This is a genomic window from Enterobacter cloacae subsp. cloacae ATCC 13047, from assembly GCF_000025565.1.
GTDB classification, from domain to species: domain Bacteria; phylum Pseudomonadota; class Gammaproteobacteria; order Enterobacterales; family Enterobacteriaceae; genus Enterobacter; species Enterobacter cloacae.
On sequence record NC_014121.1, the window covers coordinates 3,684,188 to 3,710,268 of the forward strand.

The following is a 26,081-nucleotide window of genomic DNA, read 5'->3' on the forward strand; positions in this document are numbered from 1 at the left end:
AGCACGCTATGGATACCTGGATTTACCTCTCACAGGGGTTCGCTGTGGCGATGACCCCGGAAAACCTGGTGATCGCCCTGATCGGCTGCTTCGTCGGGACGATCGTCGGTCTGTTGCCTGGGCTTGGGCCCATCAACGGGGTCGCTATTTTGCTCCCGCTGGCGTTTGCCCTGCATCTGCCTGCGGAATCAGCGCTGATCCTGCTGGCGACGGTCTACATCGGCTGTGAATATGGCGGCCGAATCTCGTCAATACTGCTCAACGTGCCCGGGGATGCGGCGGCCATTATGACCGCGCTGGATGGTTACCCGATGGCGCGGCAGGGGCGCGGCGGCGTGGCGCTGTCTATTTCCGCCGTCAGTTCGTTCTTTGGCTCGCTGATTGCCATTGGCGGCATCATTCTGTTTGCGCCTGCGCTGGCCCAGTGGTCGCTGGCGTTTGGCCCAGCAGAATATTTTGCCCTGATGGTCTTCGCCATTGCCTGTCTCGGCAGCATGATGGCACAAAACCCACTGAAATCGTTTTTGTCTGCGCTGATTGGCTTAGGGTTAGCCACCGTCGGCGTGGATGCCAACACCGGGGTCTATCGCTTTACCTTCGACAGCGTTCACCTGTCCGACGGCGTGCAGTTTATCGTGGTCGTGATTGGTCTGTTCTCTGTCTCTGAGATCTTACTGATGCTGGAACATACCAGCAGCGGGCAGACGCTGGTGCGTAAAACCGGCCGGATGCTCTTTAACGCCAAAGAGGGGGTGCAGTGTATCGGTACCACGCTGCGTTCAGCGGTCATTGGCTTCTTTGTCGGCATTCTGCCGGGCGCCGGGGCGACCATCGCCAGCGCCATCACCTACATGACGGAGAAAAAACTCAGCGGCAACAGCGACAGCTTTGGTAAAGGTGATATTCGCGGCGTCGCCGCACCCGAGGCGGCTAACAATGCCTCGGCCTGTGGCTCGTTTATTCCCATGCTGACGCTCGGCGTGCCCGGCTCCGGTACCACGGCGGTGATGATGGGGGCGCTGACGCTCTATAACATCACGCCAGGACCGGCGATGTTCACCGAACAGCCGGATATCGTCTGGGGGCTGATTGCGGCACTGCTGATTGCCAACGTGATGTTGCTGGTCATGAACATCCCGCTGATTGGCCTGTTCACCCGTATGCTGACCATTCCGCTGTGGTTCCTGGTACCCGCAATCGCGGCCGTCTCGGCGGTAGGGGTGTATGCGGTGCACAGCACCACTTTCGACCTGATTCTGATGGTGGTGCTGGGGGTGTTCGGCTACATCTTGCGTAAAATGCACTTCCCGATGTCGCCGCTGATTCTGGGCTTTGTGCTGGGTGAGATGCTGGAACAGAACCTGCGCCGCGCCCTGTCCATCAGCAATGGCGATGTCGCCATTCTGTGGGACAGCAATGTGGCGAAGATCCTGCTGGTGCTGGCTATTGTGGTGGTGGTCGTGCCGCCGGTGCTGCGCCTGCTGCGTCGTCAGCGTAAGCCGCAGCCCGATGTCGGCTAATTAACCAGACAGCTGGGCATTCACCCACTGTTTTAACGCCTGGCGGGAGATCTTAATCCCGCCATTTTTTAACTCTGCAGGCAGTACCAGCCAGTGGACGGGCTGTTCAAATCGTGCCAGTTTGCCCTGTACCCATTCCGGCAAGCAGGTAATATCCGTTCCCGGTTCACACTCCACCACCGCTACCGGACGCTGACCGAATTCGGCGTCATTCAGCGGAACAATGAAAACCTGGCTGATGTGCGGATGGGTCGCGATAATCCGCTCAAGGCTCTCCGGCTGAATGCCCTCGCCTCCGCTGAAAAAGAGGTTATCCATCCGACCGAGGATCGTCAGGCGACCGTCATGCAGTTCGCCGCGATCGCGGGTGGCAAACCAGCCCTCTGAATTCGTGAGCGGCAGCAACGCGCCGTCGCGCCAGTAGCCTGAGGCCATGCTTTGCGCCTTGATCCACACTTCACCGTTAACGACCTGAACCTCCCTGCCCGGCAATGCGCTGCCCACGTCCGGCTCACCGTCAGCCTCTTTCGCGCAGACGGTAGAGGCAAACTCCGTCAGGCCATAGCCACAAAACGTAGAAATACCCTGCGCGCGCGCCTGTTGCGTCAACTCAACGGGGATGGCGGCCCCGCCCAGCAGTACCGCTTTCAGCGCGATCCGCTGGTGGGTATTGAGCAGACGCCAGAGCTGGGTTGGCACCAGCGAGGCATGCGTACACCCCTGCATGGCCTGCTCCAGCGGCTGCTTCTCGCGTACGGTTAAGCGCGCGCCAGCCTGCAGCCAGCGCCATAAAATCCCCTGCCCGGAGACATGAAACAGCGGCAGCGAAAGCAGCCAGTCGTCATCGTCGCCATAGGGCATCAGCGCGAGGACGCCCTCAGCGCTGGCAAGATGCGCCCCGCAGGTATGAACAGCCGCTTTCGGCAGCCCGGTGGAGCCGGAGGTGAGCGTCATTGAGGCCAGCCGCTCAGGCTGCCATGCCACGCGGTATTCGCCGGACGGAGCATGTACGCTAAGCGCGGCGAGCCCGTCATAGTGACCGTCCAGCACCAGCGCAAAACGCAGCGTCATCTGAGGAAGTAATACCTCCAACAGGGGATGCGGGAGCTGGGGATTAACCGGAAGAATTCGCGCGCCGCACTGGAGCAGCGCCAGCCATGCCAGCAGGGTCTGCGGGTGATTATGGGCGAGCAACAGCACGCCGTCACCCGCCTCCACGCCCTGCTGATGAAACCCTGCGGCCAGATTGTCGATGCGGGTGCAGAGCTGTTGCCAGCTCAGCACCTCGTCGTTGAGACGCAGAGCCGGTTTATCAGCACGCTGCTCGCGCCAGTGCCGCCACGGCCAGTCGCTAAAACTCATTGCAACGGCTCCAGCGCCTCAACGCCCGCGCACGGCAGCGCGCTCCCCGGCCACGGGCGAATGAGCTGGGTTTGCATCAGGTTTAACGTATCCAGCCCTGGGATGGTGTCGGGCGTTAACCAGGCGGCAATGCGCGCCAGCTGCGTCAGCCCAAGGCTGGATTCGATGGAGGAGCTGATCACCGCCGTCAGCCCTGCCTCATGCGCTGCCGCCACCTGTTCGCGCACCTTCGCCAGACTGCCCGTTAGCGCCGGTTTTATGACCACGGCGCTGACGCCAGGCTCGGCGCTAAAGGCAAAGTCCGCCTCGCGCAGGCTTTCATCCCAGGCGATGGCAATGCCGGTTTCTCGGGCAAAGGCGCGTGAATCCTCACGGGTTTTGCACGGCTCTTCCAGAAAAGCGATGCGGCTGCGGTACGCCGGGTTGACGTACTTCGCGAACTGCTGCGCCTTAAGCGGCGTCCAGGCGCGGTTGGCATCCAGACGCAGGCGCAGATCGGGGATCGCCTCCAGCAAGAGGTTAGCGACCATGCCGTCGCGTACCGCTTCGTAAAGACCGACTTTGATTTTCGCCACTTTCTCGCCGGGCATTGCGCTGAGCAAGGCAAACAGCTCGTCCGGATCGCCCGTGCAGAGCGGCGCGGCACGGTAATCGGCCTCATCAGGGAGGCTGCCGTCGAGCTCCGCGAGCGCACAGCTGATGCCAAACGCGGCGGAAGGGAGATCGGGCAGCGGCGGATTCAGGCCTGTACGCCATTCCTCTACCCATGCCATCAGCGCAGCCTGCGCCTCCTCCAGCGACTCCAGGCTAAAGCCCGGCAGAGGCGAAATCTCGCCCCAGCCCTGCCCTTCGCCCTGCTGCAATTGCACGAAGAAGCCATCACGGGTTTTTAACCGCCGTTCACGCAGCACCACGCCCGCGTCCATCGGTATCTGCCAGCGGTAAACCTGCGCGCGACGCATTACGGGTTCCGTTTGTATTTACTGAAGTCTGGCTGGCGTTTTTCGTTAAACGCATTGCGCCCTTCCTGACCCTCTTCGGTCATGTAGAACAGCATGGTGGCGTTACCCGCCAGCTCCTGCAGACCCGCCTGACCGTCACAGTCAGCATTCAGGGCCGCTTTCAGGCAGCGCAGCGCCATTGGGCTGTTCTGCAGCATTTCGCGACACCAGCGAACGGTCTCTTTTTCGAGATCGGCAATCGGCACCACGGTGTTAACCAGGCCCATATCCAGCGCTTCCTGGGCGTTGTACTGACGGCACAGGAACCAGATTTCGCGGGCTTTTTTCTGACCGACAATGCGCGCCATGTAAGAAGCTCCCCAGCCGCCGTCAAAGGAGCCGACTTTCGGGCCCGTCTGACCGAAGATGGCGTTCTCTGCGGCAATGGTCAGATCGCACATCATGTGCAGCACGTGGCCGCCGCCGATGGAGTAGCCTGCCACCATGGCCACCACGGGTTTTGGGCAGGTACGGATTTGACGCTGGAAATCAAGCACGTTCAGGTGATGGGTACCCGCATCGTCCTGGTATCCGCCGTAGTCACCGCGTACTTTCTGATCGCCACCGGAGCAGAACGCTTTTTCGCCTTCCCCGGTCAGGACGATAACGCCGATGTTGTCGTCATAGCGCGCATCCGCCAGGGCCTGAATCATCTCTTTTACGGTCAGGGGACGAAAGGCGTTACGCACCTGCGGACGATTAATGGTGATTTTGGCGATACCGTCAGCCGATTTGTGGTAACGAATGTCGGTGTAACCTTCGGAGCAGTCTTGCCATTCAACCGGTGCATAGAGCATGTTTTCATCAGGATAGATCATAGAGTGTCCTTTATTCGACGACGCAGTATCTGAGCCAGACTCGCGCTAACCGCCCCGGGATTTTCCCGGTGGGCGTTGTGTCCGGCGTTTGGAATGACATGGCGAACAGCGTTCAGTTCAGCGGCCAGGGCCGCGAACTTCTCGTCACGTTCGCCATAGAGATAATCAAAAGGGAAATGTCGCGCGCTGAGGGCGGCACGCAGGTCTGGTTGCACGGCGAGCGAGGTTGCCTCGAGCATCATCGCCAGGTTTGTGCCCGCGTTGCGACAGCGCAGGGCGATGAGCGCCCTGCGCTGGCTGTCCGTCAGGGAGGCAAAGACAGGCTGTTGATACCAGTCGGCAAAGACGTTTGAGAGGGGCTGCGTGCGAAAACGCTGCGCCCACAGATGGTCGGATGCTGCTCTTGCCTCTCGTGCTGCGACCCCCTTCAGGCCCGGATGCCCACCTTCCACGATGATGCCGCAAAGCCCCGCAGGATCCTGACAGGCATGAAACATCGCAATGCGGCCGCCAAGGGAGTACCCCACCAGCCAGTAGTTAAGTATGTTGTAACTAACAAGGGTTCGGGTAAGCACGTCACTCATTTCTTTGAACCCCGTGAAGGCCATACTGGCGGACCGGCCATGCCCCGGCAGGTCGAGATAAAGCCGGGGATAATCGCTGAGCGCCTCGCCGACCGTCTGCCACTCGCGGCAATCGCCAGAAAATCCATGCAAAAAGACCAGCCAGGGGTAACCTGGCTTACCGGCCTGTTGCGCGCCTGCGAGGATCACAGGTGGCTCACCTGCGCCAGCAAACTTTGCAGCTTCTGCGCACCGTCAGCCTCGTTGACGACCACTTCAATCAACGTTGCACCGGGCTGTCGCCAGGCGCTGCTCAGGGCTGCATCCAGCGCTTCCCAGTTTTCCGGGCGGTGGTATTTCAGATTAAACATCGCTGCGGCATGTTCAAACTGCACGTTCTGCGGCATCAGATAGAAGCGCTCGCGTTCGCTCTGCGGTGTCGGCAACAGGGAGAAGATCTGCCCGCCGTTATTGTTGACCACAATCAGCACAAACGGCGCCGACACCTGCCGCAGCAGCGCCAGCGCATTGAGATCGTACAGCGCTGAAAGATCGCCCACGATCGCCAGCGTGGATTTCGCGCTGGCTCGCTGCACACCCGCCGCCGTAGAGATCAGCCCGTCAATGCCGCTGGCTCCCCGGTTACTGTAGACCGGATAGCCCGCAGGCAATTTTGAGAACGCATCAATCAGACGCACCACCAGGCTGTTGCCGACAAACAGTTGCCCCTGCTCCGGCAGATACCGGTAAATACGGTGCGCCAGCTCCGCTTCACCAATTTCTTCGCATTGTGCACGGGTCAACTCCCACGCCTGACGCGACAGCGCCGGGATCTCAACGGCCCACGGGGCGCGCTTTTCCGCTGGGTGGAGCGCCAGCCAGGTGTCAATGTCGCTCACCAGACGACGACCGCGATGGTGCGCCGGATCGAGCCGCCCTTCCAGTGGATCCACCAGCCAGTACTCTTCCGGGCTACAGGTTGCCTGCCACTGCAGTAACCGTTTGCCGGTCAGGCTTGCGCCCAGCTGAACCACAATCTGCGCCTGCGCCAGTTCAGTCACCGCTTTCGCATTCCCGAGCCAGAGATCGGCACACGGCAGCGGCTGTCCGGTCTGGGACAGCACGTCGCCAATCAGCGGCCAGCCAAGGGTGTGTGCCCATTCGGCCACCTGCCTGCCTTCGGCGGCGCTCATGCGCCCGGCAATAACCACGCCGCGTTTTTGTCGCCAGAAGAACCAGTCACGTTGCTTTGCGCTCTCAAGGTGTGTCTGCTCGCGCAGCCACGGCTTTTCGCTCTCCCACCAGTCGCCAAGCTGCTGCTGCCAGGCAAGACCGGTGTCGTCCATTTCGCCGTACAACGGCTCGGCAAACGGACAGTTAATATGTAACGCCCCGCTGCGCAACGTCTCCATGGCATGATCGACGGTCGAGACCAGCCAGCTTGCGGGAATGTCCTGCGTGGGTCGGGGTAACGAAACCGTCTGCGAAGGATGCGAGGCAAAGATGCCCGGCTGACGAATAGCCTGGTTCGCTCCGCAGTCAATAAGCTCGGGCGGGCGATCGGCCGTCAGCAGAACCAGTTTCTCACCGGTCAGCCCGGCTTCAATAAGGGCCGGATAGAGGTTTGCCACGGCAGTACCGGAGGTGACGATCACCGCCACCGGTTCCTTGCTGACCTTTGCCAGCCCCAGAGCCAGGTGGCCCAGGCCGCGCTCGTCAAAATGTGTGTGGTGAATAAATGCCCGGTTTTCTGCTGCCGCCAGCGTCAGCGGTGTGGAGCGTGAGCCCGGCGCAATACACACATGCCTGACGCCATGGCGAGTCAGGGCTTCAAGGATCACCGTCGCCCAGCGTCGGTTAAAAGAACTTACTGACATGAGATTGTCCGGTATCAAGAATACGACACAGTATAAATAATAGAAAAAAATAGAATTTTGATATGAATCGGGATTGCGCGAATCAGTACTAATCCTTCAGGAGCAGAGAGCGCAAGCCTGCGGCTTTATTTTCGATCTCCTGCCATTCCTGTTCCGGATCGGAACCGCTGACGATCCCCGCCCCGGCGTAAAGACGGACGGTGGCGTCATGGACGCGCGCCGAGCGCAGGGCCACGCAGAACTCGCTTTGTTCTGGCGACAGATATCCGGCGGATCCGGCATACCATTCCCGGTCGAAAGGTTCAACGCGGTGTATGAATTCGCGTGCTGGCTGGCGCGGTAACCCGGCAACCGCAGCCGTCGGCTGCAGCACATGCAGACATTGCTCATCATCCGCATGCTTGAGCTCGGTCCAGATGCAGCGGCGAAGATGCTGCACTTTGCGCAACCGCATAACCTGTGCTGGCAGGACCTCCAGCGTCCGGGTATGGTGCTGCAGCCGCTGGCAGATATCCTCTACCACCAGCATGTTTTCACGCTGGTTTTTATCATCGTTCATCAGCCAGTCGCCCAGAAGGCGGGCCTGCTTGTCATCGGGATGGCTGGCGACGGTACCGGCCAGCGCTTCGGTACGCAGCAGGTTGCCGCGCCGCCGCCACAGCCGTTCAGGTGTGGAGCCAAGAAACGCGTTGCTGGCATCGAAAACCATGCAGAAATGATAGCAGTTCAGATTCAGGGCACGGCTGGCCGCCATCAGCGCCACGGCATTCACAGGCTGACTGAACTGCAGATCGGTTGCCCGGGCGAGCACCACCTTTTCGACTTCGCCGCGCGCAATGGTCTCTGTCGCCTGACGGATAAGGCGCAGCCATTCCGGTTTTTGCGGCTGATGGGTCTCCTGCACTACCTGGGCGGAGAGCGGGCGGATTGGGCGGGCATCGCGAAGCTGCTGTAAGAACGCCAGCGCCGCGTCGGCATCCTCCTGAAGGGAACGGTCACTCCACAGCTGCAGACGCAACGTGGCTGTCCCGGCAGAACGTCGCCACAGCAGGCGGGGTAAAAAGAGACTGCCCTGCTCCGGGGTGAAGGCATTCAGGCCGCAGATCCGCGTGTCGTTCGCTACAGGCTGTTGCTGTAAAAACTGCGAAGCCTGAGCCAGAGAGGAAAAATGGATGACGGCGCCCAGCGCAGCCAGCTCTTCATCACCGTTACGCTGCTGCCAGTAAAACTGGGGAAAGAGGCACTGAGCACCAAGCCAGGCGAGAGGGTCGAAAGCGTCGTTTAACGGGAAAGAGACGTCCACGTGACGTAAGCCGGGTGTAGCGGGTAACGCTTGCGCAAGCTGAGTACGCAGACGTTCCAGCGCGTTGGAAATCGAATGCACGCGAACCTCTCCCTGTAAAAACGCTTAGTATACGGGGTACCATCAGAAATATCAGTACCCACGTATAGGGAGGGGTTAAGCGTCCGATTCAGGGGTTAACGACGGGCCAGAAGCAGCCCCAGCACCAGACCGACCGCCGCACCGACACCAATCCCTTGCCACGGTTTTTCATGGACGTAATCATCGGCGCGATACACCGCTTTTTTTGCGCGGTAGTAGTAATTGTCGGACGCATGGCTGACGCGGGTTTTGACATCATGTAGCGCCTGTTCGGCACGTGCCTTGAGTTCGATATATTTCTGATCGGCAGGGTCGCCGGACGAACGTAACACCTCTTCCAGCGTTTCGCTCAGTAACGTCAGGTCGTCATCGACACGGGTATCCCAGGATTGAAATGACATATTTTTCTCCATGTTAGTACACCAGTCCGCTAACTATAGCCAACGACCTGCCATTACGCCTGTTTCACTTCCCGCGCCATACCGATATGAGGAATGCCGTCTTCGTCGTACACGTCCGTGACCGGCATAAAGCCAAAGTGGCCGTAGAAAGACTGAAGGTGCGCCTGTGCGCCAAGGTATAACACCTTGTCTGGCCACTGTTTTTGGCATGCCTCCAGCGTTTTTCCATCAGCTGATAGCCCAGTTTTTCACCGCGCGCCTTGCCGCTAATAATGACGCGACCGATAACGACAGGCTCAAAATCGTCCCCGCTTTTCAGAATCCTCGCATACGCCACCAGCTCGTTATCCCTCCAGCCGAGAATATGACGGTTCTCGCCCACCAGATCATCACCATCGATGTCCTGATACGGGCAGGTTTGTTCCACAACAAACACTTCGCAGCGCAGTTTGAGCAGGGCGTACAGTGTCTGAACGGTGAGTTCACTATGGTGTAAATCTTGCCACTGGATCATGTCGGTCTCCTTCCTGGGTTCATCACGTTATACTAAACCCTCCCCCATTCGGCAAAGGGCTGATTGCGTTATGGAACTGATTTTTCTGGGTACGTCCGCTGGCGTGCCAACACGCACACGAAACGTGACCGCGATCCTGCTGGATCTGCAGCACCCAACCCGTGGCGGACTGTGGCTGTTTGACTGTGGCGAAGGAACGCAGCAACAACTGTTACACACCGCTTATCATCCCGGTAAGCTGGATAAGATCTTTATCACCCATCTGCATGGCGATCACCTGTTTGGCCTGCCGGGCCTGCTGTGTAGCCGTTCGATGGCGGGTAATGCCAACCCGCTGACGATTTACGGGCCGGCGGGTACTGGTGAGTTTGTTGAAACCACGCTGCGCCTGAGCGGGTCGTGGACGGATTATCCGCTGGAAGTGATTGAGATAACCGAGGGGCTGGTTTTGGATGACGGGGACTATACCGTCACCGCCCGGCCGCTCAACCATCCGGTTGAGTGCTATGGCTACCGCATTGAAGCGCATGATAAGCCCGGCGCGCTCGACGCCGCTGCGCTGATTGCCGATGGTGTGAAGCCCGGACCGCTTTTCCAGCGACTGAAACAGGGCGATACCGTCACGCTTGAGGACGGCCGCACGATTAATGGCCAGGACTATCTCGCCCCACCGCAGCCAGGGAAAAAACTGGCGATTTTTGGCGATACCGCGCCCTGCCCTGCGGCCCTGCAACTGGCGCGAGAGGTGGATGTGATGGTGCACGAAGCCACGCTTGAAACGGCGATGGAAGAGAAAGCCAACAGCCGGGGTCACAGCTCCACGCGTCAGGCGGCGGCGCTTGCCCGTGAAGCGAACGCCGGAAAATTGATTGTCACCCATGTCAGCTCGCGCTATGACGCCCACGGCTGTGAAAAACTGCTGGCAGAGTGCCGCGACGTGTTCCCGACGTGTGAGCTGGCCAACGATTTCACTAAGGTCAGCGTTTAGTCCTTCATTTTTCTCTCAGGATGCCGATAACGATTAAAAGGGCAGCATTTCACTTGAGGGTAGAATGGATAATTTCCAGAAAGATATTGATGACAGGGCAAATCTCACCCTGTCGAATCGTTTTGAGCTGTTGCTGTTCCGTCTGGGCACGTCTCTGAATGAAAATAAATCCGAACTGTTTGGCATTAACGTCTTTAAGCTGCGTGAAATTGTGCCGATGCCGGAGTTCACCAAACCCGCAGGGATGAAGTCCCCGCTGATGGGGATGGTGAATATCCGCGATCAGGTGATCCCGGTGATCGACCTGGCCGCCGTGGCGGGCTGTAAGCCGACGACGGGGCTCAACATCCTGCTGATCACCGAATATGCCCGCAGCGTGCAGGCGTTTGCGGTGGAATCGGTTGAGAACATCATGCGCCTTGACTGGAAGCAGGTCCACGCGGCGGAAACCGCCGTCAGCGGACGTTACATCACCAGTATCGCCTGTCTGGACGAAAAGACCGATACCAACGAGCTGGCGATGGTGCTGGACGTTGAGCAGATCCTGTATGACATCACGCCGGCCAACCACGATCTGCACGCCACGAATCTGCAGACCACTAAGTTCCACATCAAGCCTGGCGCTGTGGCGATTGTGGCGGAAGATTCCAAAGTCGCGCGCTCCATGCTGGAGAAGGGATTACAGGCTATGGAGATCCCGGCGCAGCTGCATATCACCGGTAAAGACGCATGGGAGAAAATTGGCGTGCTGGCCGCGCAGGCGCAGGCTGAAGGTGTGCCGATCACCGATAAAATTGCCCTGGTGCTGACCGACCTCGAAATGCCAGAGATGGACGGTTTCACGCTGACGCGCAAAATCAAAACCGACCCGCTGCTGAAAGATATTCCGGTGGTGATCCACTCTTCGCTTTCGGGCAACGCCAACGAAGATCATATTCGTAAAGTGAAGGCCGATGGCTACGTGGCGAAGTTTGAGTTGAACGAGCTGTCGTCGGTGATTGAAGAGGTGCTGGACCGTTCGATGAAGAAGATTGACGGGCCGTTGATTAGCAGGAAACAGCTGGCTTAAGTCTGGTGCGGGCTGGTGCCCTCACCCCGCCCCTCTCCCACAGGGAGAGGGCGAAAACCATAAAAAAACCCGCCGAGGCGGGTTTTTTGCTTTTACATCAGCGGCATCGCTCGCTGCACGATATCAATCAGCGGCTGCGGATAGATACCGAAGATCAGCACCAGCAGCGCGGAGATCAGCACCACAATACCACCGGCGCTGTACTGCCAGTTGCCTGGTGCGTCGCGGTTGAGTTGCTGAGGCGCGCTCAGGTACAGGCTCACGGCCACACGCAGATAGTAGTACAGACCGATTGCCGAGCCGATAACCACGCCCGCAGTCAGCCACCACAGGTGCGCCTGCACACCGACAGCCAGCACGTAGAACTTACCGATGAAGCCCAGCGTCATTGGGATACCCGCCAGAGAGAGCATCATCACGGTCATCACCGCAGACAGGATCGGACGGTGCCAGAACAGGCCACGGTAGGAGAACAGTGAATCTGCATCCGGGCCACGGTACGGGCTGGACATCAGGCTCACCACGCCGAACGCGCCGAGGCTGCTGAACAGGTAACCGGCCAGGTAAACGCCTACGGTTTCCATCGACATCTCACCGCTCTGCAGCGCAATCAGTGCCACCAGCAGGTAGCCCAGATGAGAGATGGAGGAGTAACCCAGCAGACGTTTAATGTTGGTCTGGCTCAGCGCCATCAGGTTACCGAAGATGATGGAGACGAACGCGATAATCCCCAGCACCGTGCGAACTGCTTCGCTGTCACCTACCGGTGCGTACAGGAACAGGCGCATGACCACACCGAAGATAGCGATTTTGCTCGCCGTCGCCAGGAAGGTAGAAACCGGCGCCGGTGCGCCCTGGTAAACGTCCGGGGTCCACAGGTGGAACGGAACCAGAGAGAGTTTAAAGCCGAGGCCAACAATCATCATGCCCAGACCCGCCAGCAGCAGCGGCTCGTGCAGCATGCCCTCGCCGAGGCTCTTGCCAAGCGCCATGAACGAAAGGTTACCGGTCTGCGCGTACAACAGCGCAATACCAAACAACAGGAAGGACGAGGCAGCAGCAGACAAGATGGTGTACTTGATGCTCGCTTCCAGAGAGCGCTTCTGACGGAAGGCGTAACCAATCAGGCCGAACAGCGGCAGAGAGATCAGCTCAATGCCGAGGAACAGCGCAGCCAGATGGTTTGCATTCGCCAGCAGAATGCCGCCGAGTGCGGCAATCAGTACCAGCAGGTAAAACTCTTCTTTGTTGTCGTTGTAGCCTTCGAGCCACGGATAGGCAAAGGTACAGGTCGCCAGGCTCGCCAGCAGAACCAGCCCCGTGTACAGCATGGCATAGCCGTCAACGCGCATCAGCGGGGTGACGTCCATCGCCCCGCCCTGGCCAACAAACCAGAGAGAGACTAACGCGGCGTTCAGTCCGATGACCGACAGCGTGGCATTCAGGAAGTGATTGCGTCGCCACGCAATGGAGAGCATCACAACCACCACCGTCAATCCGACGATCAGCAGCGGTAGCAGCGCGATCAGTTGTTGTGGAGTTATTGTCATGGCGAATTACGGCCTTGTAGTAGAAGCAGAATTAACAAACCACTGCTGGATATTACCCATCGCGGAGTGCGAGGTATCCAGAATCGGCTGCGGGAAGAAGCCCAGCAGCACCAGCAGTACGACCAGCAGCAGGATGATGAACAGCTCACGCAGCGACATCCCCGGCAGTTCTTGTGCAGCAATTTCGCTCTTCGCTTTACCGAAGTAAGCACGGTGCAGCATCGCCAGCGAGTAGACGGACGCGAACACCAGACCAAAGGTGGAGATGACGGTAATCATCGGTACCACTTTGAAGCTGCCGAACAGAATCATAAATTCGCCGACGAAGTTACCGGTACCTGGCATACCCAGGGTCGCCACCGCGAAGAACATGGACAACGCCGGCAACCACTTAATTTTGCTCCACAGACCGCCCATCATACGCATGTCACGGGTGTGCAGACGTTCGTACAGCTGACCACAGAGGATGAAGAGACCGGCTGCGGACAGACCGTGCGCAATCATCTGGATCACCGCGCCCTGGTACGCCAGCTGGCTGCCGGTGTAGATAGCAATCAGCACGAAGCCCATGTGGGAAACGGAAGTGTACGCAATCAGACGTTTGATGTCGTACTGCGTGAATGCCATCCAGGCACCGTAGAAGATACCAATCACACCCAGCCACATGGCAATCGGTGCGAACTCAGCGGACGCGTTCGGGAACAGTGGCAGCGCGAAACGCAGCAGACCGTAGGCTGCCGTTTTCAGCAAGATGCCCGCCAGGTCAACAGAACCTGCGGTTGGCGCCTGAGAGTGCGCATCTGGCAGCCAGCCGTGAAGTGGGACGACCGGCATTTTCACCGCGAAGGCGATGAAGAAGCCGAGCATCAGCAGGTATTCCACACCGTGAGACATCGGGGTCTTCAGCAGGTCTTCGTAGTTGAAGGTCCAGACACCGGTCGCATTGTGGTGCACAAACACCAGCGCCAGAATGGCAATCAGCATCACCAGACCACTCGCCTGGGTATAGATGAAGAACTTGGTGGCCGCCGTGATACGCGTTTTACCGTCGGACGCCTTATGGCCCCACAGCGCGATCAGGAAGTACATCGGCACCAGCATCATCTCCCAGAAGAAGAAGAACAGGAACATGTCGATGGCAAGGAACACGCCGATTACGCCGCCCAGGATCCACATCAGGTTCAGGTGGAAGAAGCCCTGGTATTTTTCGATTTCTCGCCAGGAGCAAAGTACCGCCAGAACGCCGAGCAGACCGGTCAGCACCACCATCAGCAGCGACAGACCGTCAATCGCCAGGTGGATCGTAATGCCGAAACGCGGGATCCACGGCAGGATAAACTCAGACTGCCACTGCGGAATGCCCGCAGACTGGGTCAGGGAGTAGCCACCCTGCAACCAGAGTTGCAGACCAAGCGCGAGCGTCAATCCCATGGTGATCAGCGCGATCCAGCGCGGCATCTTCACGCCAAAGCGTTCAGTCTGCCAGCACAGGAAGCCGCCGATGAAGGGAATTAATATTAGCCAGGGTAGTAACATGGCGATTTACATTCCTTTTTAAGGCCCCCAGAAGGGGCCTGATTTTCAACGAATTCGAATAAAATTCACTTTACGATCAACGCAACACCATCAGCAGCGCCAGCACGACAACCGCACCGATGCTCATGGACGCCACATACCAGCGCAGGTAACCGTTCTCGCTGTACAGCAGGCCTTTACCTGCAAAGCGGGAGAGGATCGCCGGGATATTCATCAGGCTGTTCAGTGGGTCGCGCTTCAACAGCCACGCAATGCCCAGGAACGGCTTAACGAAGATCATGTCGTACAGCCAGTCGAAGCCCCACGCGTTGTACCACCAGGTGCCCAGCAGGCGGCCTGGCGCACTGTTGGCAACGGCAGTCACCAGCGTGCGTTTGCCCAGCCACAGCCATGCAGCAATCAGGATACCCGCGATAGCGACCACACCAGAGGTGATTTCAAGCGTCAGAACGCGGCCGTGCTCAAGCTCGGTGGTGTCTGGCAGTACACCCTGCAGCGGCGGCACAATCATCGCGCCAACGAAGGTGGACAGGACCAGCAGCACAATCAGCGGCAGGTGGTGAGTAATCCCCTTCCCTGCATGAGCGTGAATTTGTTCTTTACCGTGGAATACGATGAAAATCATACGGAAGGTATACAGGGAGGTCATGAACGCACCGACCAGACCCGCAACCATCAGATTGATATGACCATTCGCCATGGCACCGGCAAGGATTTCGTCCTTACTGAAGAAGCCCGCGGTAATCAGCGGCAGTGCCGCCAGCGCCGCGCCGCCCACCAGGAAGCAGACATACACCAGCGGGATGGACTTACGCAGTCCGCCCATCTTGAAGATGTTCTGCTCGTGATGGCAGGCCAGGATCACGGAACCGGATGAGAGGAACAGCAGCGCTTTAAAGAACGCGTGCGTCATCAGGTGGAAAATCGCCGCGTCCCACGCCTGAACGCCCAGCGCCAGGAACATGTAGCCAATCTGGCTCATGGTGGAATAAGCAAGAACGCGTTTGATGTCGGTCTGCACCAGCGCAGCAAAGCCTGCCAGCACCAGCGTGACCGCACCGACGATACCCACCAGATGCAGAATTTCCGGGGTCATCAGGAACAGGCCATGGGTACGCGCAATCAGGTACACACCGGCGGTGACCATGGTCGCGGCGTGGATCAGCGCGGAGACAGGGGTTGGACCCGCCATCGCGTCGGCCAGCCATGTCTGCAACGGCAGCTGTGCAGATTTACCCACAGCACCACCCAGCAGCATCAGCGTTGCCCACCACAGCATGTTGTTGCCTGCGGCGAAGTGTGCAGGCGCCAGTTCCACCATTTCGCGGAAGTTCAGCGTGCCCAGTTCGTTGTAGAGAATGAACAGCGCGAACGCGAGGAAGACGTCACCCACACGGGTCACGACGAACGCTTTCATGGCCGCTGCGCCATTCTTCGGATCGGTGTAGTAGAACCCGATCAGCAGGTACGAACAGAGACCCACGCCTTCCCAGCCCAGATACATCAGCAGCAGGTTATCGGCCAGCACCAGAACCACCATGCTGGCGATAAACAGGTTGGTGTAGGCGAAGAAGCGGGAGTAGCCCTCTTCACCGCGCATGTACCAGGAGGCGAACATATGGATCAGGAAGCCCACGCCGGTCACCACGGAGAGCATGGTCAGCGAGAGACCATCCAGCACCAGGTTAAAACCGATGTTGAAATCACCGACCGACATCCAGGTCCACAGCGGCACGCTGAAGGCCTGACGCCCGTTGTTGAAGAAATCGATACCCGCATACGCTGTTACCAGCGCAGCCAGACCGACAGATCCCATGCCGACGGTCGCAGACAGATTCTCAGACCAGCGGCCGCGAGAAAACGCCAGCAGCACGAAGCCAATCAGCGGAAAAATAATGGTTAAGGCAAGCATGTTCATCCACGCAACTCACTTACTGAATCGATGTTCAGGTTCTGGCGGCGACGATGGAGCTGCAGCAACAGCGCCAGGCCAATACTCGCTTCGGCAGCCGCGAGGCTGATGGCGAGAATGTACATCACCTGACCATCGGTCTGGCCCCAGTAGCTTCCGGCGACCACGAAGGCCAGCGCGGAGGCGTTAATCATGATTTCCAGACCGATCAGCATAAACAGCAGATTGCGGCGGATAACCAGACCGGTTAAGCCCAGAACGAATAAAATCGCAGCGAGGATCAGTCCATGTGTTAAGGGGATCATGCGCGTTCCTCCGTTTTTCTTTTCGCGCGGTCGTCAGTGCGGTTGCTCAGCACCTCACCAGCACGCTCTTCGCGGCCAACGTGGAAGGCAACAACCAGACCCGCCAGCAGCAGCATAGAGGCCAGTTCAACCGCCAGAACGTATGGGCCAAACAGCGTGATACCCACTTCTTTCGCGCCGATTGGCGTACCGTCGATGCCCTGGTCGTTCACGCCGAGAATGGCATAAACAATCACCACCAGCATGATGGCCGACAAAATTGCCGGGCCAATCCACACCTGCGGTTTTAACCACTGACGTTCCTGCTCAATTTCAGAGCCGCCCAGGTTCAGCATCATCACCACGAAGACGAACAGCACCATGATGGCCCCGGCGTAAACGATGATTTCCAGCGCACCGGCAAAGTGCGCGCCGAGCGCAAAGAACACCCCGGAAATAGCCAGCAGCGAAATGATTAAGTACAGCAGCGCATGCACCGGATTGGTGTGCGTAATCACTCGTAGCGTAGCCAGGATGGCGATAAGGCCACAGATATAAAAAGCGAATTCCATTGCCCTCTCCTTACGGTAACAGGCTCTTGACGTCGATAGGCTTGGCTTCGTTCTCTGCTTCGCCCTTATCTTTGCCGTCGATTGCCATACCCGCCATCCGGTAGAAGTTATATTCCGGGTATTTGCCCGGACCGGAAATCAGCAGATCCTCTTTCTCGTACACCAGGTCCTGACGCTTGTACTCACCCAGTTCAAAGTCCGGGGTGAGCTGAATCGCCGTGGTTGGGCACGCTTCTTCACACAGACCACAGAAGATGCAGCGTGAGAAGTTGATGCGGAAGAACTCAGGGTACCAGCGGCCGTCTACCGTCTCTGCTTTCTGCAGAGAGATACAGCCTACCGGACACGCTACCGCACACAGGTTACAGGCAACGCAGCGCTCGGAACCGTCCGGGTCGCGCGTCAGCACGATACGGCCACGGTAGCGCGGCGGCAGATATACCGGCTCTTCCGGGTACATCCGGGTTTCGCGTTTGGCAAACGCGTGCAGGCCGATCATCCAGATACTGCGTACCTGGGTACCAAAGCCTACCAGTAATTCTTTTAAGGTCATGGTCTATAGCCCCTTATGGCTGCTGCCAGAGAATGACAGCCGCCGTTACCAACAAGTTGACGAGCGTCAGCGGCAGGCACACTTTCCAGCCGAAGGACATTACCTGGTCATAACGCGGACGCGGTAACGCTGCGCGAATCAAAATGAACATCATCATGAAGAACGCGGTTTTCAGCGCGAACCAGATGAACGGCGGTAAGAACGGGCCATGCCAGCCACCAAAGAACAGCGTTACCATCAACGCGGAAATGGTGACGATACCGATGTACTCGCCCACGAAGAACAGACCGAATTTCATACCGGAATATTCAATGTGGTAACCGTCGGCCAGTTCCTGTTCGGCTTCTGGCTGGTCAAACGGGTGACGGTGACACACCGCCACGCCCGCGATAGCAAAGGTAACAAAACCAAAGAACTGCGGGATAACGTTCCAGATGTCGGCCTGGTTGTTAACGATGTCGGTCATGTTGAATGAACCGGCCTGCGCCACCACGCCCATCAGGGAGAGCCCCAGGAACACTTCGTAGCTCAGCGTCTGCGCGGAAGCACGCATCGCACCCAGCAGCGAGTATTTGTTGTTACTGGACCAGCCTGCGAACAGTACCGCGTAAACCGCGAGCCCTGCCATCATCAGGAAGAACAGAATGCCGATGTTCAGGTCAGCCACCACCCAGGTCGGGCTGACAGGAACGATAGCAAACGCCAGCAGCAGCGAGGTGAAGGCGATCATCGGTGCCAGCGTAAAGATCACGCGATCCGAGAAGCGTGGGATCCAGTCCTCTTTGAAGAACATCTTGATCATGTCCGCGACCAGCTGGAGTGATCCCCCCCAGCCAACGCGGTTTGGTCCATAACGGTTCTGGAACAGACCAAGCAGACGACGTTCACCAAAGCTCATGAACGCACCACAGGTGACCACCACCAGCAGAATGACAATCGCTTTCAGAATGCTCAGCAGGATGTCGATAAGATCCGGCGTTAACCAACTCATGCTTTTGCCTCCTGCAGGTTATCAAGACGCGCACCCGCCAGTACCGGCGCGATGCCAGGCATACCCATCGGCAGACCGACCTGCCCTGCTGTCAGGCTTTCAGAGATAATCAGCGGCAGGCTGATGGTCTGGCCCTCGTAGCTAAAGGCAATGTTCGCACCCGCGTTCACGCCAAGCTTCGCGGCGTCTGCCGGGTTGAGCTTGATGTACGGCTGCGGCATACGCTGCTGGAATACCGGTGAACGCTGGGACAGCTCGTCGCTACCAAACAGATGGTAGTACGGCGCAATACGCCAGCTACCGTCCTGCGCCTGGAAGCTCGCCGGAACGGTGGTGAAGAAGTCCAGACCGGTTTCGGAGGCTTCAATCAGACGCACGCCCGGATCGCCGTGACGCAGTGAACCGCCCACTTCCGCCTGGAACTTGTTCCACGCCTGCGGGGAGTTCCAGCCCGGCGCCCATGCGAATGGGATCTGTGAACGCGGCGCAGACGGCTGGTTGTTCCCTTCCATGGAGAAGGCGAACATGGTGTCTTTATCCTGCGGCTGACGCGGTTCGTGCACGCTGATATTGGCACGCATCGCGGTACGGCCACTGTAACGGTGCGGTTCACGCGCCAGTTTCTGGCCGCGAATACGGAAGCTCGCTTCAGGCGCAGCATCTTTAATGCCCGCCAGCTGAGGCAGTTTTTCGACTACCGCATCGATAACGTGGTCGAGCTGCGTCCAGTCCACTTCACGGCTCTGCACGGTGCTGTGCAGGGAGTGCAGCCAGCGCCAGCTTTCCAGCATCACGGTGTTGCTGTCGTAGTACGCCGGGTCATAAACCTGGAAGAAACGCTGTGCGCGGCCTTCGTTGTTGATAACCGTACCGTCGCTTTCTGCGAAGCTTGCCGCAGAGAGCACCAGGTGCGCTTTATCCATAATCGCGGTGCGCTGATGGTCGATTACCATCACCAGCGGTGCTTTAGAGAGCGCAGCGTCAACGCGCGCGGCAGAGGCATGGCGATGCAGGTCATTTTCCAGCACCACAACGGCGTCAGCAGCACCGGACTCCAGTTCGCTTAACGCTTCTTCCAGCGAGCCGCCGCCAATCATACCCAGACCGATACTGTTCACCGCACGGGCAATCATGGTGACACCAACGTCCGCACCGCGGCCTTTCAGGGCTTTGGCGACGTTCGCTGCAGCCTGAATGATCTCGGCGCTACCGGCGTTAGTCCCGGAGATAATCAGTGGTTTCTTCGCCCCCGCCAGCGCCTGAACAATCACGTCGACTTTGCTTTGCAGGTCACGATCCAGTTCAACGGCCGGAGAATTGTTGTCCAGCGCATGAGCAATGGCAAAGCCAAGACGCGCCTGATCTTCAACCGGCGCGCAGTAGGTCCACGCGGCGATATCGTCCAGACGGGTGTTGTCGACGTTCGTCACAAACAGAGGATGCTTCGCGCGCTGGCCGATGTTAAGGATTGCCGCAATCTGCCAGTCAGCCACTTTCTGTGCCGCTGCCATTTCACGTGCTTTACCCTTCACCGCCTGGCGAACCGCCAGAGCCGCGCGAGCGCCGGTCTGCGTCAGATCTTCGCCCAGCACCAGAACCGCATCATACGATTCGATTTCGCGCAGCGCAGGGGTATGAATACCGCCTTCGCGCAACACTTTCAGTACCAGCTGCAGACGTTCCTGCTCGCCCTGAGCGATACCGGTGTAGAAGTTTTCTGCCCCCACCAGCTCACGCAGCGCGAAGTTGCTTTCGATGCTGGCACGCGGGGAGCCGATACCGATCACTTTCTTCGACTGGCGCAGAATATCTGCCGCACCCTGCATCGCCTGTTCAGCGTTCAGGGTGATAAAGTCGTCGCCACGGCGCTGAACCGGCTGACGCGGACGGTCTTTCAGGTTTACATAGCCATAGCCGAAACGACCGCGGTCGCACAGGAAGTAATGGTTTACGGTACCGTTGTAACGGTTTTCGATACGACGCAGTTCGCCGTAGCGCTCACCCGGGCTGGTGTTACAGCCCAGCGAACACTGCTGGCAGATGCTTGGTGCAAACTGCATGTCCCACTTACGGTTGTAACGCTCGGAGTGAGTTTTATCGGTGAATACGCCGGTCGGACAGATTTCTACCAGGTTACCGGAGAATTCGCTCTCAAGCGTACCGTCTTCCGGACGACCGAAGTAGACGTTGTCATGTGCGCCATACACACCCAGATCCTGACCGTCTGCGTAATCTTTGTAGTAACGCACGCAGCGGTAGCAGACGATGCAGCGGTTCATTTCGTGAGAGATGAACGGCCCCAGGTCCTGGTTACGGTGCGTACGTTTAGTAAAGCGATAGCGACGGAAGCTGTGACCGGTCATTACGGTCATATCCTGAAGGTGGCAGTTGCCGCCCTCTTCACAGACCGGGCAGTCGTGCGGGTGGTTGGTCATCAACCATTCCACAACGCTTTCGCGGAACTGTTTTGCTTCTTCGTCATCAATCGAAATAAAGGTGCCTTCGGTGGCTGGCGTCATACAGGACATCACCAGGCGACCACGCGTGTCTTCCGCGTTTTGATATTGCTTCACCGCACACTGGCGGCAAGCACCGACGCTGCCCAGCGCCGGATGCCAGCAAAAGTACGGAATATCGAGGCCAAGAGACAGACAAGCTTCCAGCAGGTTGTCCGCCCCGTTGACTTCGTATTCTTTGCCGTCTACATGAATCGTAGCCATTAGCATGCTTCCAGTTGTCTCGAATTGCTTCGAGCGTTAATCAAAATTCTGTTTTTACCAGCGTGCTTTCAGCAGGTTCGGCTGAATACCATTGATTGAATGGGTATTGCTGAACGGCTGCTTGATGCCTGCTTCGAATTCGTCGCGGAAATATTTAATCGCGCTCTGCAGCGGCTCGACGGCACCCGGTGCGTGGGCACAGAAGGTTTTACCCGGCCCTAAGAATCGACACAGTTGCTCAAGTGTCTCGATATCACCAGGCTGGCCTTCGCCGCGTTCGATAGCACGCAGGATCTTCACGCTCCACGGCAGACCGTCACGGCACGGTGTACACCAGCCGCAGGACTCACGGGCGAAGAACTCTTCCAGGTTACGCACCAGCGAGACCATGCCGATCTCGTGGTCGACGGCCATCGCCAGCGCCGTACCCAGACGGCTGCCTGCTTTACCAATGCTTTCGAACTCCATCGGCAGGTCAAGGTGGGCTTCGGTCAGGAAGTCTGTCCCTGCCCCACCCGGCTGCCAGGCTTTGAATTTCAGGCCATCGCGCATGCCACCGGCGTAGTCTTCAAGAATTTCGCGGGCGGTAGTACCGAACGGCAGTTCCCAGACGCCAGGGTTTTTCACGCGGCCGGAGAAGCCCATCAGCTTGGTACCGGCATCTTTGCTTGAGGAGATGCCCTGATACCACTCCACGCCGTTGGCGAGGATAGCCGGAACGTTACACAGGGTTTCGACGTTGTTCACACAGGTCGGTTTACCCCACACGCCGGAGCTTGCCGGGAACGGCGGCTTGGAACGCGGGTTCGCACGGCGGCCTTCCAGGGAGTTAATCAGCGCGGTCTCTTCACCGCAGATATAACGCCCTGCACCGGTGTGCACGAACAGCTCGAAGTCAAACCCGGTGCCGAGAATGTTTTTGCCAAGCAGGCCCGCTTCGGTCGCTTCGGCAATCGCGCGACGCAGGTTTTCCGCCGCTTCGATGTACTCACCGCGCAGGAAGATGTAACCACGGTACGCTTTCAGCGCGAACGCGGAGATCAACATGCCTTCCACCAGCAGGTGCGGCAGTTGCTCCATCAGCAGACGGTCTTTATAGGTACCCGGCTCCATTTCATCCGCGTTACACAGCAGGTAACGGATGTTCATGGATTCATCTTTTGGCATCAGGCTCCACTTCAGACCGGTGGAGAAGCCCGCGCCGCCGCGGCCTTTCAGACCCGACTCTTTCACCGCGTTAACGATGTCGTCTGGCGCCATGCCGCCCAGGGCTTTACGCGCCCCGGCATAGCCGTTTTTGCTCTGGTATTCGTCGAGCCATACCGGCTGTTTGTCATCGCGCAGACGCCAGGTCAGCGGATGCGTCTCAGCAGTACGAATTACAGTTTTCATTTGTACTGCTCCAGCAGGTCAGGAATGGCTTCCGGCGTCAGATGGCTGTGAGTATCCTCATCAATCATCATGGTCGGCCCCTTGTCGCAGTTACCCAGGCAGCAGGTTGGCAGCAGAGTAAAGCGACCATCGAACGTGGTCTGGCCCGGCTTGATATTGAGTTTTTTCTCAATCGCAGCCTGAATGCCCTGATAACCGGTAATGTGGCAGACAACGCTGTCACAGTAGCGGATCACATGGCGGCCCACCGGCTGACGGAAGATCTGGCTGTAGAACGTGGCTACGCCTTCTACGTCACTGGCCGGGATACCCAGCACTTCTGCGATCGCATAGATCGCCCCATCCGGCACCCAACCACGCTGTTTCTGTACGATTTTCAGCGCTTCAATGGACGCCGCACGCGGGTCTTCGTAGTGGTGCATCTCGTGCTCAATGGCGGCACGCTCTGCTTCACTCAGCTCAAAAGCCTCGGTTTGTGGTTGTTGATTCTCGTGCATAATTAGCGGTCCACATCTGACATAACAAAATCGATACTACCCAGATACACAATCAGGTCGGAGACCAGACTGCCGCGGATGGCGGACGGGATCTGCTGCAGGTGCGCAAAGCTCGGCGTACGCACGCGGGTACGGTAGCTCATGGTGCTGCCGTCACTGGTCAGGTAGTAACTGTTAATACCCTTGGTCGCTTCGATCATCTGGAAGGATTCTTGTGCCGGCATGACCGGGCCCCAGGAAACCTGCAGGAAGTGGGTGATCAGGGTTTCGATATGTTGCAACGTGCGCTCTTTCGGTGGCGGCGTCGTCAGCGGGTGATCCGCCTTGAACGGGCCTTCCGGCATGTTGTTGAGGCACTGCTCAAGGATGCGCAGACTCTGACGCAGCTCTTCTACTTTCAGCATCACGCGGGTATAGCAGTCGGAAACACCGCCGCCAACCGGGACTTCAAAGTCGAAGTTCTCATAGCCAGAGTAAGGACGCGCTTTACGCACGTCGAAATCAATACCGGTCGCACGCAGGCCAGCACCGGTGGTCCCCCACTCCAGCGCCTCTTTCGCGCCGTAGGCAGCAACGCCCTGGGAACGGCCTTTCAGGATGGAGTTACGCAGCGCGGCTTTCTCATACGAGGCCAGACGTTTCGGCATCCAGTCGAGGAATTCACGCAGCAGACGGTCCCAGCCGCGCGGCAGATCGTGTGCCACACCGCCGATACGGAACCAGGCCGGGTGCATACGGAAACCGGTAATCGCTTCCACCAGATCGTAAATTTTCTGACGGTCGGTAAAGGCGAAGAAGACCGGGGTCATCGCGCCAACGTCCTGAATGAACGTGGAGATGTACAGCAGATGGCTGTTAATACGGAACAGTTCTGACAGCATAACGCGAATCACGTTAACGCGATCCGGCACGGTGATGCCTGCCAGTTTCTCAACGGCCAGCACGTAAGGCATTTCGTTTACGCAGCCGCCGAGGTACTCGATACGGTCGGTATACGGAATGTAGCTGTGCCAGGACTGACGCTCGCCCATTTTCTCAGCACCACGGTGGTGGTAACCGATATCCGGAACGCAGTCGACAATCTCTTCGCCATCAAGCTGAAGAATAATACGGAATGCACCGTGCGCAGACGGGTGGTTTGGACCGAGGTTGAGGAACATGAAGTCCTCGTTTTCGGTACCGCGCTTCATGCCCCAGTCTTCCGGCTTGAAGGTCAGCGCTTCCATCTCCAGATCCTGCTTGGCTTTGGTCAGCTCAAACGGATCGAATTCAGTCGCACGTGCCGGGTAGTCTTTACGCAGCGGGTGGCCGGTCCAGGTCTGCGGCATCATGATGCGTGTCAGATGCGGGTGGCCGTCGAAGGTCATACCGAACATTTCCCAGGTTTCACGCTCGTACCAGTTGGCGTTCGGGAAAAGTTTGGTGAGCGTCGGCAGATGCATGTCGTTTTCAGACAATGCCACCTTGAGCATGATATCCGTATTGCGGTCTATTGAGATCAGGTGGTAGAAAACGGAAAAATCCGCAGCAGGGAGACCCTGGCGGTGCGTGCGCAGACGTTCATCCATGCCGTGTAAGTCAAACAGCATGACGTAAGGTTTTGGCAATTTCTTGAGGAAATCGACAACTTCCAGCAATTGTTCACGCTTCACCCAAACAACGGGTACCCCGGTGCGGGTCGCCTGAACAGTAAAGGCATCCGGCCCAAAACGGTTGCGCAGTTCGCCAATGACGGGGTCATCCAGATGATCCCGGGTCTGCCAGGCGGCTTCTTGCGCGGTTAAGTCGGTCATATTGTTCACCATTGCAAATGGTCCGTGGTGACTGTTAAGCCTGGCTTCGCGCTATTTGAGTAGTGATATGCGAAGGTGTTCTCCAGGCCCACAGGCGCAAATTAAATTTCGTCAGGCGTACGCAGGTTGGTGACGGCAATACGTTCACCACGTTTACGCTCGCGCTCAGACTGCATGTTCGCGCGATAGACACCCTGATCGCCAACAACCCACGACAGCGGGCGGCGTTCTTTACCGATAGACTCCTGCAGCAGCATCAGCGCTTGCATGTAAGCTTCCGGACGTGGCGGGCAACCCGGGATGTATACATCCACTGGAATAAACTTATCTACGCCCTGCACAACGGAATAAATGTCGTACATACCGCCAGAGTTTGCACATGCGCCCATGGAGATAACCCATTTTGGCTCCAGCATCTGGTCATAAAGACGCTGAATAACCGGTGCCATCTTGGTAAAGCACGTACCGGCCACCACCATCAGGTCAGCCTGACGTGGGGATGCACGCAGTACCTCTGCCCCAAAACGCGCAACGTCATGCACCGCAGTGAATGACGTCACCATTTCAACGTAGCAGCAGGAAAGGCCAAAGTTGTATGGCCAGATGGAGTTCTTACGACCCCAGTTGACCATATCGTGCATGGCATGTTCGAGCTTGCCCATGTACACGCTTTTATTGACTTCTTGCTCCAGGGGGTCGGTTACGATCTCCTGTTTTTGCAGGGGGTAACGGTCATTCTCACCGTTAGGATCTATGCGGGTGAGCGTATAATCCATCTTATTGC

General features: G+C 58.0%; 22 protein-coding genes and 1 pseudogene. 3 read left to right on the forward strand and 20 right to left on the reverse strand.

Features of this window, described 5'->3' with window-relative positions; all coding sequences use genetic code 11:
* Positions 1–8 precede the first annotated feature (8 nt).
* On the forward strand, positions 9–1,520 hold the full coding sequence (locus ECL_RS17910) for a tripartite tricarboxylate transporter permease (RefSeq protein ID WP_013098090.1): 1,512 nt from the start codon (positions 9–11) through the stop codon (positions 1,518–1,520).
* On the opposite strand, the gene menE is transcribed toward ECL_RS17910, so the two are convergent.
* From menE to ECL_RS17950, 8 genes and pseudogenes are all read right to left on the reverse strand, one after another.
* A complete protein-coding gene (menE, locus tag ECL_RS17915) occupies positions 1,521–2,882 on the reverse strand; it encodes an o-succinylbenzoate--CoA ligase (protein WP_013098091.1) in 1,362 nt (453 codons plus the stop codon).
* Positions 2,879–3,844, reverse strand: coding sequence for an o-succinylbenzoate synthase (menC, locus tag ECL_RS17920; RefSeq protein WP_013098092.1), 966 nt, complete (start codon positions 3,842–3,844; stop codon positions 2,879–2,881). Before menC ends, menE begins: the two co-directional genes overlap by 4 nt.
* Positions 3,844–4,701 (reverse strand): 1,4-dihydroxy-2-naphthoyl-CoA synthase, encoded by an 858-nt coding sequence (gene menB, locus ECL_RS17925; protein WP_013098093.1) that lies wholly within the window; start codon positions 4,699–4,701, stop codon positions 3,844–3,846. Before menB ends, menC begins: the two co-directional genes overlap by 1 nt.
* Positions 4,698–5,474 (reverse strand): 2-succinyl-6-hydroxy-2,4-cyclohexadiene-1-carboxylate synthase, encoded by a 777-nt coding sequence (menH, locus tag ECL_RS17930; protein WP_013098094.1) that lies wholly within the window; start codon positions 5,472–5,474, stop codon positions 4,698–4,700. Before menH ends, menB begins: the two co-directional genes overlap by 4 nt.
* The gene (menD, locus tag ECL_RS17935; RefSeq protein WP_013098095.1) at positions 5,471–7,141 is read right to left on the reverse strand and encodes a 2-succinyl-5-enolpyruvyl-6-hydroxy-3-cyclohexene-1-carboxylic-acid synthase; all 1,671 of its coding nucleotides are present in this window, start codon (positions 7,139–7,141) and stop codon (positions 5,471–5,473) included. Before menD ends, menH begins: the two co-directional genes overlap by 4 nt.
* Positions 7,142–7,229: 88 nt before the next feature.
* The gene (gene menF / locus ECL_RS17940) at positions 7,230–8,525 is read right to left on the reverse strand and encodes an isochorismate synthase MenF (RefSeq protein WP_013098096.1); all 1,296 of its coding nucleotides are present in this window, start codon (positions 8,523–8,525) and stop codon (positions 7,230–7,232) included.
* A gap of 95 nt (positions 8,526–8,620) precedes the next feature.
* On the reverse strand, positions 8,621–8,926 hold the full coding sequence (gene elaB / locus ECL_RS17945) for a stress response protein ElaB (RefSeq protein WP_028028061.1): 306 nt from the start codon (positions 8,924–8,926) through the stop codon (positions 8,621–8,623).
* Between the two features lie 53 nt (positions 8,927–8,979).
* A pseudogene (locus ECL_RS17950) lies at positions 8,980–9,440 on the reverse strand (GNAT family N-acetyltransferase).
* 70 nt (positions 9,441–9,510) lie between these two features.
* Here ECL_RS17950 and rnz point away from each other — a divergent pair.
* Positions 9,511–10,428, forward strand: coding sequence for a ribonuclease Z (rnz, locus tag ECL_RS17955; RefSeq protein ID WP_013098099.1), 918 nt, complete (start codon positions 9,511–9,513; stop codon positions 10,426–10,428).
* 64 nt (positions 10,429–10,492) lie between these two features.
* Positions 10,493–11,497 carry a chemotaxis protein gene (locus ECL_RS17960; RefSeq protein WP_013098100.1) on the forward strand — a complete coding sequence of 335 codons (1,005 nt, stop codon included), beginning with the start codon at positions 10,493–10,495 and terminating at the stop codon, positions 11,495–11,497.
* Positions 11,498–11,589: 92 nt separating this feature from the next.
* Here the strand turns inward: ECL_RS17960 and nuoN are convergent, their stop codons facing one another.
* From nuoN to nuoB, 12 genes are all read right to left on the reverse strand, one after another.
* Complete coding sequence (nuoN, locus tag ECL_RS17965) at positions 11,590–13,047, reverse strand: NADH-quinone oxidoreductase subunit NuoN (RefSeq protein ID WP_013098101.1); 1,458 nt, start codon at positions 13,045–13,047, stop codon at positions 11,590–11,592.
* Between the two features lie 6 nt (positions 13,048–13,053).
* Positions 13,054–14,583 carry an NADH-quinone oxidoreductase subunit M gene (gene nuoM, locus ECL_RS17970; RefSeq protein WP_013098102.1) on the reverse strand — a complete coding sequence of 510 codons (1,530 nt, stop codon included), beginning with the start codon at positions 14,581–14,583 and terminating at the stop codon, positions 13,054–13,056.
* A gap of 76 nt (positions 14,584–14,659) precedes the next feature.
* Complete coding sequence (gene nuoL, locus ECL_RS17975) at positions 14,660–16,501, reverse strand: NADH-quinone oxidoreductase subunit L (protein WP_014832758.1); 1,842 nt, start codon at positions 16,499–16,501, stop codon at positions 14,660–14,662.
* On the reverse strand, positions 16,498–16,800 hold the full coding sequence (gene nuoK / locus ECL_RS17980) for an NADH-quinone oxidoreductase subunit NuoK (RefSeq protein ID WP_003861496.1): 303 nt from the start codon (positions 16,798–16,800) through the stop codon (positions 16,498–16,500). Before nuoK ends, nuoL begins: the two co-directional genes overlap by 4 nt.
* Positions 16,797–17,351, reverse strand: a complete 555-nt coding sequence (nuoJ, locus tag ECL_RS17985; protein WP_008500212.1) for an NADH-quinone oxidoreductase subunit J — start codon at positions 17,349–17,351, stop codon at positions 16,797–16,799. The genes nuoK and nuoJ overlap by 4 nt, the downstream gene beginning before the upstream one ends.
* A gap of 10 nt (positions 17,352–17,361) precedes the next feature.
* On the reverse strand, positions 17,362–17,904 hold the full coding sequence (gene nuoI, locus ECL_RS17990; protein WP_003861491.1) for an NADH-quinone oxidoreductase subunit NuoI: 543 nt from the start codon (positions 17,902–17,904) through the stop codon (positions 17,362–17,364).
* Positions 17,905–17,917: 13 nt separating this feature from the next.
* Positions 17,918–18,895, reverse strand: a complete 978-nt coding sequence (nuoH, locus tag ECL_RS17995; RefSeq protein WP_013098104.1) for an NADH-quinone oxidoreductase subunit NuoH — start codon at positions 18,893–18,895, stop codon at positions 17,918–17,920.
* Positions 18,892–21,615: an NADH-quinone oxidoreductase subunit NuoG gene (gene nuoG, locus ECL_RS18000; protein ID WP_013098105.1), complete on the reverse strand. Its 2,724-nt coding sequence runs from the start codon at positions 21,613–21,615 to the stop codon at positions 18,892–18,894. The genes nuoH and nuoG overlap by 4 nt, the downstream gene beginning before the upstream one ends.
* A 54-nt stretch (positions 21,616–21,669) precedes the next feature.
* Positions 21,670–23,007, reverse strand: a complete 1,338-nt coding sequence (nuoF, locus tag ECL_RS18005) for an NADH-quinone oxidoreductase subunit NuoF (RefSeq protein ID WP_003861487.1) — start codon at positions 23,005–23,007, stop codon at positions 21,670–21,672.
* A complete protein-coding gene (gene nuoE, locus ECL_RS18010; protein WP_003861486.1) occupies positions 23,004–23,504 on the reverse strand; it encodes an NADH-quinone oxidoreductase subunit NuoE in 501 nt (166 codons plus the stop codon). Before nuoE ends, nuoF begins: the two co-directional genes overlap by 4 nt.
* Before the next feature lie 2 nt (positions 23,505–23,506).
* Positions 23,507–25,309 carry an NADH-quinone oxidoreductase subunit C/D gene (nuoC, locus tag ECL_RS18015; RefSeq protein ID WP_013098106.1) on the reverse strand — a complete coding sequence of 601 codons (1,803 nt, stop codon included), beginning with the start codon at positions 25,307–25,309 and terminating at the stop codon, positions 23,507–23,509.
* 89 nt (positions 25,310–25,398) lie between these two features.
* Positions 25,399–26,073 (reverse strand): NADH-quinone oxidoreductase subunit NuoB, encoded by a 675-nt coding sequence (gene nuoB, locus ECL_RS18020; RefSeq protein ID WP_003861482.1) that lies wholly within the window; start codon positions 26,071–26,073, stop codon positions 25,399–25,401.
* Between the last annotated feature and the right edge of the window lie 8 nt (positions 26,074–26,081).